The following is a 16,305-nucleotide window of genomic DNA, read 5'->3' as shown; positions in this document are numbered from 1 at the left end:
CCGCTAGCTAACTGGCTTTGAGGTGTCCACCTCCCCGGCAACTGACGCCGCAGACGCCCGCATCCCCCCGGGCGTCTGCGAGCGAAAGTGCCTGGTCGATCGGAACACCACTGCAATCCAGGCCGTTGACCACCAGGCCCAGGCTGATCGCACCGTCGGCGCGGGTGCCTTCGATGCACACCTCGATGTCGCGGAGCCCCGGCCTACCCGCGGTCCAGAAATCCGGACGGTGACCGTCGAACACCGTGTGGGCGTCCGCACCGTCGGCACCCTCGCGCCCGGAGATCTCGCCCGCCGACGACGCGGGTACGTCGTCGGGTAACGCCGCCGCCGCGAGAGGAGTGAGCGGGTCGGCGAGGCCGCAACAATTGTCGTGATACTGCAAGGCGATCATCGTCGCCCTCCTCTCACTCTGGCCATCGTTGTTCGACGGCAACGTCTTTACGGCAGCACGGTGTGCATCAGCATCACGTCGTATGCCGACCACAACGACAGGTTGAAGTACAGGTCTCGGCCCGACGACCAGGGATGGATCATCGGCGCATAGATACCACCGGGCATCTGGAACGACGACACCAGCGGTTGCTCGGGGCTCCATGGCCCCTGCGGCGTCGGGGCGGTCCGTGCCACGACGTCGTTGCTGCCGCCGTCGGTGTAGAGCACCAGGTATTGCTTGAGATAACTGTTGTACTGGGCCGACATCTCGCCGACCGGCCCCGGGAAAATCGGTGTCGCCGCGCCCGGATTGTTCGCAACCCAGTGGCCGCCGTTGTCGCCGTTCCAGTATTGGTACTTGGTCAGGTCGGGTAGTTGGTTCGGTGGAACGCGGGACAGGAATGCCGCGCCGCCACGTCCCGACGGGGTGCCGAACTGGTAGAGGTAACCGTCGTTGCCCTTCATGAACGCGCCCATCTGGAAATTCTCATTTCCTGGCGTAAACCCAGCTCCCGGAATGGCATCCGGCGAGGCCGTACGGATGGTGGTCGGGAAGATCCCCCAGTTCTGGCCATTGTCGTTGGACCTGGCGATCGCCGAGTAGTTCGTCGACCATTCGCCGTCGTGGCCCCATTGGCGGATCGACATGTAGCTCATGTACTGGGTTCTGCCCATGGACATCGCCGCGGTCGGAATGATGCCCGTTTCATGTGCCGCCTTGTGGATGGTGTTGACGACCTGTTTGGAAAGCCCGGGCGCCCAGACCGGCGACCCGGAATACCTGTCGTTCGGCACACCGTCAGCGATGTGAATTCCCTTGGACAGATCGTGATCGTTGCTGCGGAACAGCGTGTTGTAGCGCCACTGCTGGCCGTGCACCTTGCAATAACCGAAGGTATCACCGAAAGCCATCAGAACCTGGCGGTTGGCGGGATCGCCGTTGTCCCAAGCAATCCCGAGGTCGGTACCCGAGATGCTGAAGCGTTGCAAAGTCTTGTTGGGGCCGTTCGGTCCGGTCACCCAGTCGACGAGCGACGTCGGAGCCCCCGCGATGGAAGGAGGCGGCGGCCCCGGCTCGGCCTGGGGCTGCGGCATCGGCGCGGCGTTCGGGCGCAGCTGGTTGGCATTCGGCGGTAATTGCGGGACGCCGGGCGCGGGCGGGTTCGGCCCGGGCGGCAATACCTCGGCTTGCGGGTACATCGGCGCGGACGGGTCGGGTCCCTCGGCTCGCGGGTGCACCGGTGCGGAGTACTGCCGGCCCGGCGCGACCGGCTTGAGCAACGACGAGATCAGCGGACCCAGCCGCGGTAGCGGCGCCTGGTCATTCGTGTGGCTGGGCCTGCGCCCGGTCGGCGGCTGGACGACTGGCTGCGGCGCGGGCATGGCCGGCGGCGCGGCGGGCGGTTCCACATTCGCTTCGGGCGCCCCGCACGGAGTCGCGTTAGCGGTCGGCGCGGGCCCCACCACGAGGACGAATCCGATCGCGGCCGCCGACGCCATCGAGAGCGACACACTTCGCAGAAACGCCGACATGTAGCACCTTTCGGGATAGGACACCGGTCCTTAGCGAGCTCATGTGACGATAGTTATCCCCGAGGCATATGTGACTAGTGATGCGCTGATAGGTATCCATCCGTGACCGTGTCGCAACGCGGCGATTCCCACCGCAGCGCCCCTAACATACGATTAGCTACCTGCCCGTATGGGCAGCTAAGAAGCGCCGACTGCTTTGCCATCATCGCGGCCATCCGCATTCCGCGGGCAACCGCCGCGGTGCCACGATGGTGCACGGGCCGGCGCCACCCGAGATATGGGCGACGCCCCCGGCGCCCCGGCTGTCGCTAAGAGGCGGGCACTCATCACACGGGCCTGCGCCAGCCGCGCCGCGGCGGGGTGAGGGGCGCCGATACTTTGCTGGGCGGCCGCCAAACAAACCGAACGTCCGCGCGCAAGGCTCGCGCGTCGAGCGCTTCTGGAGCCCGGTCGTGGCGCGACCGGCGCGTTGTGCCACCGCCGCGCATCGGTACGAGCGCACCACATTGCCCCAGCTCAACCGTGCGGCCGGCCGACCCGTCGGGGACCGTGCGCACACCCGGACAATGCGAATCGTCATTCACCCGACGCAACGCCTGCGACGTGTCACACTCAAATTGATTGGGTCAGCATGTTTGTCGACCGTCATCGGTGGCAATGATCCAACAGAGGCGAGCGTGTTGGCCGGCCTTCGCGCCCGTCTAGGTCCCGTCGGTTCAGCCCGAGAGCCGACGGGGCCGCCCTTTTTCGGGCCCTTTCACCCAACCCACGCCAGTCGGCGCGGGCTCGGCGATAGCCCTCAACAACCCCGCCGCGCGGGAGTACCGTCGGCGTATGGATGGGTCGACCGGTGTGTGGATTCTCGGCGGTTACCAAAGCGATTTTGCTCGCAACCTCCACAAGGAAGGCCGCGACTTCGCCGCGTTGACCGCCGAGGTCGTCGACGCCACGCTAACCGCGGCCAAGATCGACGCGACCGCGGTCGGGGTGGTGCACGTCGGTAACGCCTTCGGCGAGATGTTCGCCCGCCAGGGCCACCTCGGGGCGATGCCCGCCACGGTCTGCGACGGCCTTTGGGATACCCCCGCATCGCGACACGAAGCGGCGTGCGCCTCTGGCAGCGTGGCGGCGCTGTCGGCGATGGCCGACCTGCGATCGGGCGCGTATGACTGCGCGCTGGTGGTGGGGATCGAGCTGGAGAAGACCGTCGCGGGTGACACCGCCGCGCAACATCTGGGTGCGGCGGCGTGGACCGGTCACGAGGGGGCCGACGCCCGCTACCTGTGGCCGTCCATGTTCGCCCAAGTTGCCGACGAATACGACCGCCGGTACGGCCTGGACGACGCGCACCTGCGGGCGATCGCGCAGCTCAACTTCGCCAACGCTCGGCGTAACCCTAACGCCCAGACCCGCAAATGGAACGTTCCCGACCCGATCACCGACGATGATGCGACCAACCCGATCACCGAAGGCCGGTTACGACGATTCGACTGCAGCCAAATGACCGACGGCGGTGCGGGATTGGTGCTCGTCAACGACGCCTATCTGCGCGATCGTCCCGATGCGCGCCCGATCGGCCGCATCGACGGCTGGGGCCACCGCACCGTCGGGCTGGGCCTGCAACAGAAGCTGGACCGCGCAGATGGTGACCCGTACGTCCTGCCCCACGTGCGGGCGGTGGTCCTCGACGCGTTGCGCCGCGCGCAGCGCGGCCTCGACGACGTCGACGGTTTCGAAGTGCATGACTGTTTCACCCCCAGCGAGTACCTGGCCATCGACCACCTCGGGTTGACCGGGCCGGGAGACTCGTGGAAGGCCATCGAAAACGGCGAGATCGAGATCGGCGGCCGGCTACCGATCAACCCCAGCGGCGGACTGATCGGCGGCGGACACCCGGTCGGCGCCACCGGCGTGCGGATGCTGCTCGATGCGGCCAAGCAGATCAGCGATGCCGCCGGCGAGTATCAGGTCGACGGCGCGCAGACCTTCGGCACCCTGAACTTCGGCGGCAGCACCGCCACCACAGTCAGTTTCATCGTCAGCCGCACCAAAGGCTTATGACCATGGATGTTGAGATCGTCGCAAAGTTCCTGTCCACCTTGCCCGAAGACGACGACCACCCCTACCGCACCGGACCGTGGCGCCCGCAGACCACCGAGTGGGACGCCGACGACCTCGCCGCCGTGGAGGGCGAGATCCCTCCCGACCTGGATGGCGTCTACCTGCGCAACACCGAGAACCCGCTGCACCCGGCATTGAAGACCTATCACCCGTTCGACGGCGACGGCATGCTGCACGTGGTCGGATTCCGGGACGGAAAGGCCTTCTACCGCAACCGATTCATCCGCACCGACGGATTCCTGGCCGAGAACGAGGCGGGCGAGCCGCTGTGGCCGGGTCTGGCCGAGCCCGTGCAATTGGCGCGGCGCGAGCAGGGGTGGGGCGCGCGCACGAAGATGAAGGATGCGTCGAGCACGGACGTCATCGTCCACCGCGGTATCGCGCTGACCAGTTTCTACCAGTGCGGCGACCTGTATCGGATCGACCCGTACTCGGCCGCCACGCTCGGCAAGGAGTCGTGGAACGGGGGCTTCCCGGCCGACTGGGGCGTCTCCGCACATCCCAAGGTAGACAACAGAACCGGTGAACTGCTGTTCTTCAACTACAGCAAGCAAGAGCCGTACATGCATTACGGTGTGGTCGACGAGCGCAACGAGCTGGCGCACTATGTCGACATCCCGCTACCCGGTCCGCGGCTCCCCCACGACATGGCGTTCACCGAAAACTACGCCATTCTCAACGACTTTCCGTTGTTCTGGGATCCCCAGCTGCTCGAGCACGACGTGCACCTGCCGCGCTTCTATCCCCACATGCCGTCGCGGTTCGCGGTGATCCCGCGTCGTGGCGCCACCCAAAACATTCGCTGGTTCGAGGCCGACCCGACGTTCGTGCTGCACTTCACCAACGCATACGAGGACGGCGACGAGATCGTGCTCGACGGCTTCTTCGAAGGCGATCCGTCCCCGCTTGACACCGGAGGGACGAAGTGGGAGAAGCTGTTTCGCTTCCTCGCCCTGGACCGCCTGCAGGCCCGGCTGCACCGGTGGCGCCTCAACATGGTCACGGGCTCGGTGCGAGAAGAGCGGCTGTCGGAGTCCATCACCGAGTTCGGCACCATCAATCCCGGCTACGCGGGCGGCGACTACCGCTACACCTATGCCGCCACCGGCAAGCCAGGCTGGTTCTTATTCGACGGCCTGGTCAAACACGACCTGAGCACCGGCACCGAGGAGGGGTTCTCGTTCGGTGAGGGCGTCTACGGCAGCGAGACCGCGATGGCGCCGCGCGTGGGCGCCACCGGCGAAGACGACGGCTACCTGGTCACCCTCACCACCGACATGAACGCCGACGCCTCCTACTGCCTGGTGTTCGACGCCGCCCGGGTCGCCGACGGCCCTGTGTGCAAACTTCAACTGCCGGAACGTATTTCCAGCGGCACCCACTCGACGTGGGCGCCCGGTGCGCAATTGCGGCGCTGGGACACCGCCGACTCGGCCGCCGGCGCGATCGGACTGTGATGAGCACCGACCAGCACAAGCACGCGCGCCGCCACACGCACTGGCCGCCGCAGCTGGCGCCGATCGGCGCCATCCGCTTCGCGCGTCGCTCCTCACGCTTCGCCGAAACGGTGGGGTTCTACCGCGATCTGGTGGGGCTGCCGCTCTATGAAACCTTCGGGGACAGCTACGGAAGCAACGGCGCGATCTTCGGGCTGCCCAGCTGGAACCTCACCATGGAGATCGTGGAGGCCGTCGAAGCGGTCCAGGTGGACCATCACGAGCAGCTGTGTCTGTACTTTCCCGACCCACAGGCGCAACATGCCGCCGTGACACGTCTGCGTGACGCGGGCGTCGAACCCGTCGAACAGCACCCGTACTGGGCGGCCACCGGTGCGGTTACCTTCCGCGACCCGGATGGACGCGAAATCGTGTTCGCGCCGTTCGTATTCGGCGTCAACGAGCCCGAGAACAGCGGCACGTCCGGAACGCACGAATTTCCGTCAGGCTGAGGGTTCAGCGGCCGGACCGGCCGGAAGCCAAGGCGGCGATCACGGCCACCAGCGAGCACGCCACCGCGCAGACCGCGGCGCCCGCACCGACGTACAGGCCGTATTCGGCCGACACCGGCGGGTTGACGTTGAGTCTGTAGTACCACACCGTCAGCGCGACGATCAGCGACGAGATCAACAGTGCGGCAACCGAAGCGAGCTTCACCGACAGGCCGCGGCCCATCATCGCGCCGACCACCAGCAGCGTCGAGGCCAACAGCACGATGAGCTGGCCCGCCCCGAACCCCCGGGGCAGTTCCAAGTTGCCGTGGGCGCCGCCGATGGCGTTGGACCAACCCCCGCCGTTCACGGAGGTGCTCAGCCACGGCAGCCAGGCGCTCGCCGACACCAGCACCGCGAAAAACGCCACCAGCCAACCCGGGCGCAGTCGGCGATTCATGCTAGCGAGATTAACGGACCCCGACACCGGCCCGTCGGCTGACGCGCTAGGTCTGCAGCGAGGACAGGTTGAAGACCGCACCCATGGGATCGCTCGCCGCGGCCAGCCGCCCGTACGGGGTGTCCTCGGCGCCGCGCACCACCATGCCGCCGTTGCCGGCGATCACCCGCAGGGTCTCGTCGACATCCTCGGCGCCGAAGAAGATCACCCAGTTCGACGGGATTTCCGGTGGCAAGAATGCGGCGCCGTCCATCACCCCGAGTAGATCCTCACCGCCGAGTCGCGCTGTGCTGTAGCGAAATTCGTCGGTGTCGGAAACGGGCTCGACCTGCCATCCAAGCACGTCGCGGTAGAAGTCGAGGGCCGCGCCGTAGCCGCGCGTGGTCAGCTGGTGCCAGACCGGCGAGCCAGCGGCCCCGATCAGCTCGAACCCGCGATGCTCTAGCGGCTGCCACAACCCGAACGCCGCTCCGGCAGGATCGGTCGCCACGGCCATGTGGCCCTTGGCGGGTACCTCCATCGCCATGCACACCTGACCACCGGCCGCGGTGACGGCGCCCAGCGTCGTGTCGATGTCGGCGGTGTGGAAATAGGTGGCCCAGTGGTCGGGCGACCCGGCTTCGGGCCGGTTGGCCATGATGCCGGCCACCGGATGACCGTCCTTGGCGACGTTGACGTATCCGCCGTACTCGGGTCCGGCGGACTCGAACGTCCAGCCGAAGACCTCGCCGTAGAACTCCTGGGCGCGGGCAACGTCGGACGTGGTCAGATCGATCCAGCACGGGGCGCCCAGCGGAGCGCAGTCACGGGTAGGCACGGTGACCTCCTGGTGGTGTCTGGCCCCGGAAAAAGAGCTTCACACTATCGACTGCTGCCGAGCCTAAAACTCATCGGCGCCACCGCAACGACGAGACCCACCGTCTCCGTTCGTACTCGGGTCGGGCCGGGTGAATACCATTACGAAGTTCTCCAACGACTGATTGATATCGCCGCGCAGGGCCGCGGCGACGATCATGCCGATGGGGCCGAACAGCGCCGGGCCGCCCAGGTGCACATCGAAGCTGACGATGGAGCCGTCGACCGTGGGCTGAATCTTCGCCAGCAGCTTGACCTTGACCCCGCCGACGCCGTCGCCGTTGAGCGTCATGCCCTCGGGCGGCTTGTAGCGCACCACCGTCCACTTGATCCGGTTGTGCATGCCCTTGACCTCGACGATCGACTCGACGACCGTGCCCTTCTCGATCTCGTCGGGCAATCTGCTGCGCCACACGCGGTGGATGGTCAGCCAGTCCTTGAACCGGGACAGGTCGGAGGCATGCTGCCAGGCCACCTCGGGTGGCAGCGGGACATCGATGGATCCGGAAAGCTTCGCCATTGCTACTGCTGGTCGCCGGTGTCGGCGGCGCCGGTGGCCTTCCTGGCCTGCTCCTGCACCTGTTGAATGGTGTCGGTGTACTTGCCCTGCGTCTTCTCGTCGACGAACTCGCCGGCCTTGTCGATCGCCATCTCGACCTTGTCGGCGTTCTGCGACAGCAGGTCCTTCGCCTTGTCCAGGAAACCCATGCGCCCTCCCTTTCCCCGGCATCGTACTTGCCCGGTGACAACGTACTTGCGGTGAGTTCGCGCGCTCAGCGCCACAACCGCGGCTGCACCCCCAGCACTTTGGCCCGGATCCACCAGGTGGCCTCGATGGCGGCGGCACCCAACACACCGATGCCCAGCGCGGTCGAGGTCACCACGACATTGGACGGGTCGAGCAGGAACTCCTTGCGCGCCAGCGGCAGGCTGAAAATCACCACATAGGCCAGGCCCGAAGCGATTACCAGCGCCACCCGCCACCACTCGTAAGGGCGCGCCACCACCGCCAGCACCCACAGCGCGGTCATCAGCAACGTGATGAGGGCCGCGGTCGACGCCTGATCCTGCTGGACGAAGGTCGCATGACGGCCGTGGTAGGCCAGCAGGTAGGAGGCGAACGTCGCGGTGCCCACGATCAGTCCGGAGGGCAACGCGGAGGTCAGCACCCGGCGCACGAAACCCGCGTGGGCGCGTTCGTTGTTGGGCGCCAGCGACAGGATGAACGACGGTATTCCGATGGTGAACCAGGCCGCGATGGTGACGTGGATGGGCTGGAACGGATACAGCAGCGGGTCGGCTTTGAGCGGTTTGGCGAGCAGGCATTCGATGCCCACCAGCAACGCCAGCAGGACCGAGTACACGGTCTTGGTCAGAAAGAGGTTGGCAACGCGCTCGATGTTGCCGATCACCCGGCGTCCCTCGCCGACCACGTAGGGCAGTGTGGCAAACCTGTTGTCCAGCAAGACGATCTGCGCAACGGCGCGAGATGCCGGGCTGCCCGCGCCCATCGCGACACCGATATCGGCGTCCTTGAGCGCCAGCACGTCGTTGACGCCGTCGCCGGTCATCGCCACGGTGTGGCCGTGTGATTGCAGGGCACGCACGACGGCGCGCTTCTGGTCCGGCCGGACCCGGCCGAAGGTGGTGTGGGTGTCCAGCGCGTCGGCCAATTTCGCGGGCTCGGAGGGGAGCCGGCGTGCGTCCATCGTCTCGCCGCGCAACCCGAGCTTGCCGGCGACGGCGCCGACCGAGACGGCGTTGTCCCCGGAAAGCACTTTGACCGAAACACCTTGCTCAGCAAAGAAATCCAGCGTCTGCCCGGCATCCGGACGCACTTTCTGCTCGAGGACCACCAGCGCGACGGGAGTGACGCGGCCCGGCGCGTCGGGGTGGTCGACGGCCACGTTACTGGCGCCGAGCAGCAGGACCCGCAACCCCTGCGCCCCGATCCGCTCGGCCTGATCGGCCGCCGCCGATGCCGGCTCGAGCAGCACGTCCGGAGCTCCCATCACCCAGTTGCCATGGTCGTGAAACGACACACCGCTCCACTTGGTGGCCGACTTGAAAGGTGCTGTCGCCGTGGCGGTCCAGCCGGTCGGTTGGTGATAGGTCTCGGCGATCGCCCGCATGCTCGCGTTGGGCCGGGGATCGGCTGCGGCCAGCGAGGCCAGCACATCGGCGATCTGCCGCCCGGATTGGTCGAGCTCGTCCACCCGCGCGACCCGCATGCCGCTTTCGGTCAGGGTGCCCGTCTTGTCCGCGCAGACCACGTCGACCCGCGCGAGTCCCTCGATGGCGGGCAACTCCTGCACCAGGCACCGGCGCTGACCGAGCCGGACGACCCCGACCGCGAACGCGACCGACGTCAGCAACACCAGTCCTTCGGGCACCATGGGCACCAGTGCGCCGACCGTGCGCAGCACGGCCTGCCGCCAGTCCGCGTGCGTGGTGAACAGCTGGGTGTAGATGGTGAGCAGACCGGCGGGCACCAACAGGTAGGTGATGAACTGCAGGATGCGGTTAATGCCGTTGCGCAGTTCGGATTTCACCAAGGTGAACTTGCTGGCCTCCTCGGCGAGCCTGGTCGCATACGCGTCCGGCCCGACCTTGGTGGCGCGGTAGGCGCCGCTGCCCGCGACGACGAAACTGCCCGACATCACCGGGTCGCCGACGGCCTTGGCGATCGGGTCGGCCTCACCGGTCAGCAGCGACTCGTCGACTTCCAGGTTCGCCTCTTCGACGATCTCGCCGTCGACCACGACCTGATCGCCGGGACCGAGCTCGATGATGTCGTCGAGCACCACCTCGGCGGGCGGCACCGCCCGAACTCCGGATTGCCTGCGCACCAAGGGTTTCGCCTGTCCCACGATCGCGAGCTTGTCCAGTGTCTGCTTGGCCCGGATCTCCTGCACCATGCCGACGACACTGTTGGCGACGATCAACAGCCCGAACATCCCATTGATCACCGAGCCCGTCGCCAGCACGATCAGCAGCAACACCCCGAGGATCGCGTTGATCCGGGTGAAGACGTTGGCCCGGACGATGTCGGTGATGCTGCGCGTGGCGCGCTCGCGCACCGCATTGCTCTTGCCGTCGGCCACCCGCTGCGCCACTTCGGCGTCGGTCAGGCCAGACGTATGGGTGAGAGTCATCGGATGAAGGTTTCCAGCTTGTTCGAGTCGTAGTACTCCAGGTTCAACGTGTTGCCCGCGAAAACAGCTTTGGAAACCGTTCCGGGAGGCGCGTTTTCGTCGGTCAGCGAGAAGGTGAAGGTGTCGCCGTCCCAGTGGGTGAGGGTGACCGTCCGGTTCTTCGGACCCATCGCCAGCTGCAGCGCGCCGTCGTGGTCGGTCATGACGGCCGGACCCCAGTAGTCGCTGGCGTAGCTGCCGACGTAGTCGCTGAGCGGTCTGGCCGGGGCGGGGTTGGCCGGCGGCCGCTTGCCGACCAGCGAGCCCACCGGGTTGTTCAGCCAGCCGATCGCCTTCTTGTACAAGGGCCCCCAATCCTCGCGGATCTGACCGTACTGAACGAGATCCATGAACTCGGCGGTCAGCGTCTCCGGGATGCCGTAGGGCGCGGCGTTGGTCAGCGCGATGATGCCCAAATCCTCGGAGGGCAATACCACGAAATTGGTCGCAGCACCCAAATCGAAAGCGCCCGAATGGCTGTACTCGGTGCGTCCCGACGAATCGACCGAGGAGTTGAAGCCGTATCCGTAAAACCCGGTGCGCGCCTGCGGTGTTTTCGCCGGCGCCGACACCACCTGCGGGCTGGTGGCAGGCAGCAGGGCTTCCGGCGACGTGATCCGCCGGCCGTTGTAAGTTCCGTTGCCCAGCAACATCAACAACCAGCGAGCCATGTCGTTCACCGACGAGCTCACGCCGCCCGCGGGCGACTGGGGATCCGGGTTCCGCTGGAAACGGGCCTGCCACTTGTCGTCGATCTTGATGTGGTTGACCGCGTGATTGGGCCTGGCGATGAAGTCGGCGAACCGCGAACTGGTCGACGTCATTCCCAGCGGGCGATAGAGCACCTCATCGGACAGGTCTTCCCATGGTCTGCCCGCCGCGGCCGCCACCGCCTCCGCACCGGCGGTGATCCCATAGTTGGTGTAGGCGTAGCTGATTCGGAAGGGATCCAGCGGCAGGTACTTGAGCCGCTCCAGCGTCTGTCGACGGTCATAGCCCAGGTCTTCGAGTTTGTCACCGGCGTGGTCGGGCAGCCCGGAGCGGTGCGAATACAGATCGCCGACGGTCACATGGCCGGTGGCGTAGGGATCGCTCAGCGTGAACCACGGCAGCTTGGATGCGACGGGCGTGTCCCAGGCGACGACGTTGTCGCCCACTTCGTGCGCGATCACCGTGGCGCCAACCGATTTGGACACCGACGCCAGCTGGAAGACGGTGTCGGCGTCCACCCTGTTGTCCTGGCCATGACCCTTGCTCACATCCTTGACGCCGAAGCCTTTGGCGTACAACACTTTTCCGCCGTGGACCACGGCTACGGCCATCCCCGGGATGCCGGTGCTTTTCATCAGGTCGCTCACCAGCCCGTCCACCTTGGCGACGGCTTCGTCGATGCGGCCGGCGGGGATCGCCACGGCGGAGACCTCATTGGGCGGCGCGTCGGAAGGCGCGGACGGCGGGCCGGCGGTCGGCTGGGTTGAGCCGCATCCCGTCAACCCGAGCAGGGCCGCGGTGACGGCGGCCGCGACCGCACGTTTGGTCATGCGCGAACCCTAGCGCGGTGACGATGCGCGCCGCGTGAAGCTACAGCCGCCACCAGGGGCCGGATTTCTCCAATGCCGCAGGGTCGAGGCGCTGACCGGGCAACGGCACCGCCACGTTCACCTGCTCGGGCGCGGCGGCGGCCAGCAGGCGCTCAACCGGTTCCGCCCACGGGTGCGGGGCCAACCGGAAAGTGCCCCAATGGATCGGCACCAGCAGTCCGCCGTCGGTGACGTCCAGGTGCGCCCGCACCGCCTCCTCGGGGTTCATGTGGACGTCCGGCCACGCCGTGTTGTAAGCCCCGATGGGCAGCAGGGTCAGGTCGAACGGCCCGTGATCGGCACCGATCTGCGCGAAGCTCTTGGTGTAGCCGGTGTCGCCGCCGAAGTACGCGCGATGCGTGGGCCCGACGAAGGCCCACGATGCCCACAGCGTCGTATTGCGGTCCAGAAAGCGTCCCGAGAAATGCCGCGCCGGCACGCAGACCACCGTGAGCTCAGCGACCTTGGCGCTTTCATGCCAGTCGAGCTCGATGATGCGGTGCTCGAGTATCCCCCACCGGCGCAGGTGGGACCCGATGCCGAGCGGCACCACGAACGGCGCCCGCTGGGTGCGGGCCAGCGCCAGGACGGTGTTCATGTCGAGGTGGTCGTAATGGTCGTGGCTGATCACCACCGCGTCGACGGCCGGCAGCGCCTCGAGTTGGATCGGCGGCGGGTGCAGCCGCTGCGGGCCGACGACGTCCGACGGCGAGCACCGGTCGCTCCACACCGGGTCGGTGAGCACCCGGTAACCGTCGATCTCCAGCAGCGCCGTGGAATGGCCGAACCAGCTGACGGCCAGCCGGCTCGGATCGGCGTCGACGATCCCCGGCGACGCCAGCGGGATCGGTCCCTTCGGCCGGCTGCCGCCCCGGTTCCCGATCAGCTCCCACGCGATGAGCCGCAGTTGCTCGCGGTCCATCTTGGCGTCCGAGGCGGGCTCTACGTTGACGAAGACCCCGTCGCGGTAGTGCGGCGACGCGGCCGTCACCGCCGCGATCGAGGCGGGGTGGGCGCCGAGGGCGTCCGGCGCGCCGTGCAGCGCCCGCACCAGCCAGCCACCGGCCGCCAGCGACGCCGTACCGGCGACCAGCCGCACCGCCCCCCGCATGATCGTCAGGCCCCCTGAAACTTCGGCGGCCGCTTCTCGATCCGGGCGACCTGGGCTTCAACGACGTCTTGGCTGCTCCAGGCCTTGTCGAAGAGTTCCTTGTGCACCGGACCGGCCTCTTCGATGGCGCCGTCGTCGTTGAGCACGCGCTTGGCGTGCTGAATCGCCAGCGGGGCCAGGCCGGCGATCTCGGCGGCCCAGGCCTGCGCGTCGGCGAGTGTCCCGATGCGGTTGGCCATCCCGGTTTGCAGCGCCACGTCGGCGGTCAGCTTCTCCGCCGTGAGCAGCATCGCCCGGGCCCGGCCGTGACCGACGAGCGAGGACAGTCGCCGGATACTCCAGTTGTCCAGGGCCAGGCCATATTTCGAGGTTGGGAACTGAAAGAATGCGTCTGGTGCGACGACACGCAGGTCGCACTGCATGGCCAGCTGCAGGCCGGCGCCGATGGCCGGACCATTGATGGCCCCGATCACCGGAATCAGCGTGGCGTCGAGCACCCTGTGCAGCTCGATGAGCCGGTCGGGGTAGTCGGCCGCGAAGGCGTCACCGCTGAGGTCCGCGCCGGCGCAGAACACCGTTCCCTGACCCGTCAGCACGATCGCGCGGGTCGCGCCGTCACCCGCCTTCAGTACGGCCTCACGCAGCTCCTCGACCAGCTGCGAGTTCAGGGCGTTGCGGCGCTCGGGACGCTGCAGTTCGATGGTCATCACGGCTTCGGCCTGGGTAACACCGATCATGGCAGCCACCCTATATAGCCTCGTCCCGTGAGTCGTACTACGGCCGGTCAACTACGCGATGCGGTGCTGGATCGAGATTCCTTCCTCCGCTGGGACAGAGAGCCGCTCGCCGTGCCGGTCAGCGCGTCCTACGCCCACGAGCTGGCCGACGCCCGGGCGGTGACGGGGTTGGACGAGGCGGTGCTGACCGGCGAGGGACGCATCTTCGGGCGCCGGGTCGCGGTGGTGGTCTGCGAGTTCGGCTTCCTGGGCGGCTCGATCGGGGTGGCCGCGGCCGAGCGGATCACCGCCGCGGTGCAGCGCGCGACGGCCGAGGAGTTGCCGCTGCTGGCCTCGCCGAGCTCCGGCGGCACCCGCATGCAGGAGGGCACGGTCGCGTTTCTGCAGATGGTGAAGATCGCCGCGGCCGTGCAGCTGCACAAACAGGCGCACCTTCCCTACCTGGTCTATCTGCGCAATCCGACCACCGGCGGGGTTTTTGCGTCCTGGGGCTCGCTGGGCCATGTCACGGTCGCCGAGCCGCGCGCTTTGATCGGCTTCCTGGGCCCGCGCGTGTACCAGCTCCTCTATGGCGAGCCGTTCCCCGAGGGCGTGCAGACTGCGGAGAATCTGCAGCGGCACGGCGTGATCGACGGCGTCGTCGCGCTGGACGAATTGCGCCCCATGCTGGATCGCGCCCTGACGGTTATCGCCGATGCTCCCGCGCCACTGCCCGCCCCGGCGCCCCCCGAACCGACGCCCGATGTCGCGGCGTGGGACTCGGTGGTGGCGTCGCGACGGCCGGACCGGCCCGGGGTGGGGCTGTTGCTGCGGCACGGCACCACCGATCGGGTGCTGCTATCGGGGACAGGCCAGGGCGAGGCGGCGACCACGCTGTTGGCGCTGGCCCGATTCGCCGGCCAGCCGGCGGTGGTGCTGGGCCAGCAGCGACTGACCGGTGGCTTGGTGGGGCCCGCCTCGCTGCGCGAGGCGCGGCGCGGTATGGTGCTGGCCGCCGAGCTGCGCCTGCCGCTGGTACTGCTGATCGACACGGCGGGGCCGGCGCTGTCGGCCGAGGCCGAACAGGGTGGGCTGGCCGGCCAGATCGCCCAATGCCTGGCCGAGCTGGTGACGCTGGATACCCCGACGGTGTCGGTGCTGCTGGGCCAGGGCAGCGGCGGGCCGGCGCTGGCGATGGTGCCCGCCGATCGGGTGCTGGCGGCGCTGCACGGCTGGCTGGCGCCGCTGCCGCCGGAAGGCGCCAGCGCGATCGTCTTCCGCGACACCGATCACGCCCCCGAACTCGCTGCAGCACAAGGCATCCGATCGGTTGACTTACTGGAGTCCGGAATCGTCGACGCGATCGTGCCGGAGCATCCCGATGCCGCCGACGAACCGGTCGAGTTCGCGCAGCGATTGTCGCGTGCCAGCGCCGCCGAGGTGCAGGCGTTGCGCGAGCTCCCCGCCGCCGAGCGGCTGACCGCCCGGATGCGGCGCTACCGCAACATCGGTTTGCCCCGGGTGGGTCTCGACACGTAAACCACGCACCAGACACGCCGACGCAGGTGTGTGTGGTTGGCGTCTCGCGCCGGTACGACGCCCCCGGGCGAGACAGCGGTGCAGCCTCCCACAGCCATAGTCGACAATCAGGCAAAATGGGCGGCATGGACATAGGAGCTGGCTCACCGCGGGTGTTGGTCGTCGACGACGATTCAGATGTGCTCGCATCGCTCGAACGCGGTCTGCGGCTGTCCGGATTCGAGGTGTCGACCGCTGTCGACGGCGCCGAGGCGCTGCGCAGCGCCACCGAGACGCGCCCGGACGCGATCGTCCTCGACATCAACATGCCGGTGCTGGACGGCGTCAGCGTCGTCACGGCGCTGCGCGCCATGGACAACGACGTCCCGGTCTGCGTGCTGTCCGCCCGCAGCTCGGTCGACGATCGGGTGGCGGGCCTCGAGGCGGGGGCCGACGACTACCTGGTCAAACCCTTCGTGCTGGCCGAACTGGTCGCGCGGGTCAAAGCGCTGCTGCGCCGTCGCGGCGCCACCGCCACGTCCTCCTCAGAAACCATCACCGTCGGTCCGCTGGAAGTCGACATTCCGGGCCGGCGCGCCCGGGTCAACGGCGTCGACGTCGACCTGACCAAGCGGGAATTCGACCTGCTGGCGGTGCTGGCCGAACACAAGACCGCGGTGTTGTCGCGCGCGCAGCTGCTCGAGCTGGTGTGGGGTTACGACTTCGCCGCCGACACCAACGTCGTCGACGTGTTCATCGGATATCTGCGCCGCAAGCTGGAGGCCAACGGGGGCCCCCGGCTGCTGCACACCGTCCGCGGCGTGGGATTCGTACTGCGCATGCAGTAACCGCATC

The 16,305-nt window shown here is 67.6% G+C and carries 15 protein-coding genes; 5 read left to right on the top strand and 10 right to left on the bottom strand.

Going from position 1 to position 16,305, the window contains the following annotated elements:
* Window positions 1-7: 7 nt before the first annotated feature.
* Window positions 8-394: a hypothetical protein gene (locus tag G6N50_RS25700; protein ID WP_083098123.1), complete on the bottom strand. Its 387-nt coding sequence runs from the start codon at window positions 392-394 to the stop codon at window positions 8-10.
* A 47-nt stretch (window positions 395-441) separates the two neighbouring features.
* Window positions 442-1,968, bottom strand: a complete 1,527-nt coding sequence (locus G6N50_RS25695; RefSeq protein ID WP_083098166.1) for a DUF4185 domain-containing protein — start codon at window positions 1,966-1,968, stop codon at window positions 442-444.
* Between the two features lie 834 nt (window positions 1,969-2,802).
* Between G6N50_RS25695 and G6N50_RS25690 the strand changes: the two genes are divergently transcribed.
* Genes G6N50_RS25690 through G6N50_RS25680 form a run of 3 tightly spaced genes read left to right on the top strand, consistent with a single transcriptional unit; the run spans window position 2,803 to window position 6,037 of the window.
* On the top strand, window positions 2,803-4,029 hold the full coding sequence (locus G6N50_RS25690; RefSeq protein ID WP_083098121.1) for an acetyl-CoA acetyltransferase: 1,227 nt from the start codon (window positions 2,803-2,805) through the stop codon (window positions 4,027-4,029).
* A 2-nt stretch (window positions 4,030-4,031) separates the two neighbouring features.
* A complete protein-coding gene (locus G6N50_RS25685) occupies window positions 4,032-5,546 on the top strand; it encodes a carotenoid oxygenase family protein (RefSeq protein ID WP_142275707.1) in 1,515 nt (504 codons plus the stop codon).
* The gene (locus G6N50_RS25680) at window positions 5,546-6,037 is read left to right on the top strand and encodes a VOC family protein (RefSeq protein WP_083098117.1); all 492 of its coding nucleotides are present in this window, start codon (window positions 5,546-5,548) and stop codon (window positions 6,035-6,037) included. The genes G6N50_RS25685 and G6N50_RS25680 overlap by 1 nt, the downstream gene beginning before the upstream one ends.
* A gap of 4 nt (window positions 6,038-6,041) precedes the next feature.
* Here the strand turns inward: G6N50_RS25680 and G6N50_RS25675 are convergent, their stop codons facing one another.
* From G6N50_RS25675 to G6N50_RS25640, 8 genes are all read right to left on the bottom strand, one after another.
* Entirely contained in the window at window positions 6,042-6,476 is a 435-nt protein-coding gene (locus tag G6N50_RS25675; RefSeq protein WP_083098115.1) for a hypothetical protein, read from the bottom strand.
* Between the two features lie 46 nt (window positions 6,477-6,522).
* Complete coding sequence (locus G6N50_RS25670; RefSeq protein ID WP_083098113.1) at window positions 6,523-7,293, bottom strand: VOC family protein; 771 nt, start codon at window positions 7,291-7,293, stop codon at window positions 6,523-6,525.
* A gap of 63 nt (window positions 7,294-7,356) precedes the next feature.
* Window positions 7,357-7,851, bottom strand: coding sequence for a type II toxin-antitoxin system Rv0910 family toxin (locus G6N50_RS25665; protein WP_083098111.1), 495 nt, complete (start codon window positions 7,849-7,851; stop codon window positions 7,357-7,359).
* A gap of 2 nt (window positions 7,852-7,853) precedes the next feature.
* Entirely contained in the window at window positions 7,854-8,039 is a 186-nt protein-coding gene (locus tag G6N50_RS25660) for an antitoxin (protein ID WP_083098110.1), read from the bottom strand.
* 65 nt (window positions 8,040-8,104) lie between these two features.
* Complete coding sequence (locus G6N50_RS25655) at window positions 8,105-10,486, bottom strand: cation-translocating P-type ATPase (protein ID WP_083098108.1); 2,382 nt, start codon at window positions 10,484-10,486, stop codon at window positions 8,105-8,107.
* Window positions 10,483-12,066: a serine hydrolase gene (locus tag G6N50_RS25650; RefSeq protein WP_083098106.1), complete on the bottom strand. Its 1,584-nt coding sequence runs from the start codon at window positions 12,064-12,066 to the stop codon at window positions 10,483-10,485. The genes G6N50_RS25655 and G6N50_RS25650 overlap by 4 nt, the downstream gene beginning before the upstream one ends.
* 40 nt (window positions 12,067-12,106) lie before the next feature.
* A complete protein-coding gene (locus G6N50_RS25645) occupies window positions 12,107-13,219 on the bottom strand; it encodes an MBL fold metallo-hydrolase (RefSeq protein WP_142275704.1) in 1,113 nt (370 codons plus the stop codon).
* A gap of 2 nt (window positions 13,220-13,221) precedes the next feature.
* Entirely contained in the window at window positions 13,222-13,953 is a 732-nt protein-coding gene (locus G6N50_RS25640) for an enoyl-CoA hydratase (protein WP_067838231.1), read from the bottom strand.
* Window positions 13,954-13,980: 27 nt separating this feature from the next.
* On the opposite strand from G6N50_RS25640, the gene G6N50_RS25635 reads away from it, so the two are divergent.
* Together G6N50_RS25635 and prrA are read left to right on the top strand one after the other, a co-directional pair.
* Window positions 13,981-15,471 (top strand): carboxyl transferase domain-containing protein, encoded by a 1,491-nt coding sequence (locus G6N50_RS25635; RefSeq protein ID WP_083098102.1) that lies wholly within the window; start codon window positions 13,981-13,983, stop codon window positions 15,469-15,471.
* Between the two features lie 116 nt (window positions 15,472-15,587).
* Window positions 15,588-16,298 carry a two-component system response regulator PrrA gene (prrA, locus tag G6N50_RS25630; RefSeq protein WP_083098101.1) on the top strand — a complete coding sequence of 237 codons (711 nt, stop codon included), beginning with the start codon at window positions 15,588-15,590 and terminating at the stop codon, window positions 16,296-16,298.
* The last annotated feature ends 7 nt before the right edge of the window (window positions 16,299-16,305 follow it).

It is taken from the genome of Mycobacterium mantenii, assembly GCF_010731775.1.
GTDB classification, from domain to species: domain Bacteria; phylum Actinomycetota; class Actinomycetes; order Mycobacteriales; family Mycobacteriaceae; genus Mycobacterium; species Mycobacterium mantenii.
This window is presented reverse-complemented; position numbering and strand designations above follow the sequence as displayed.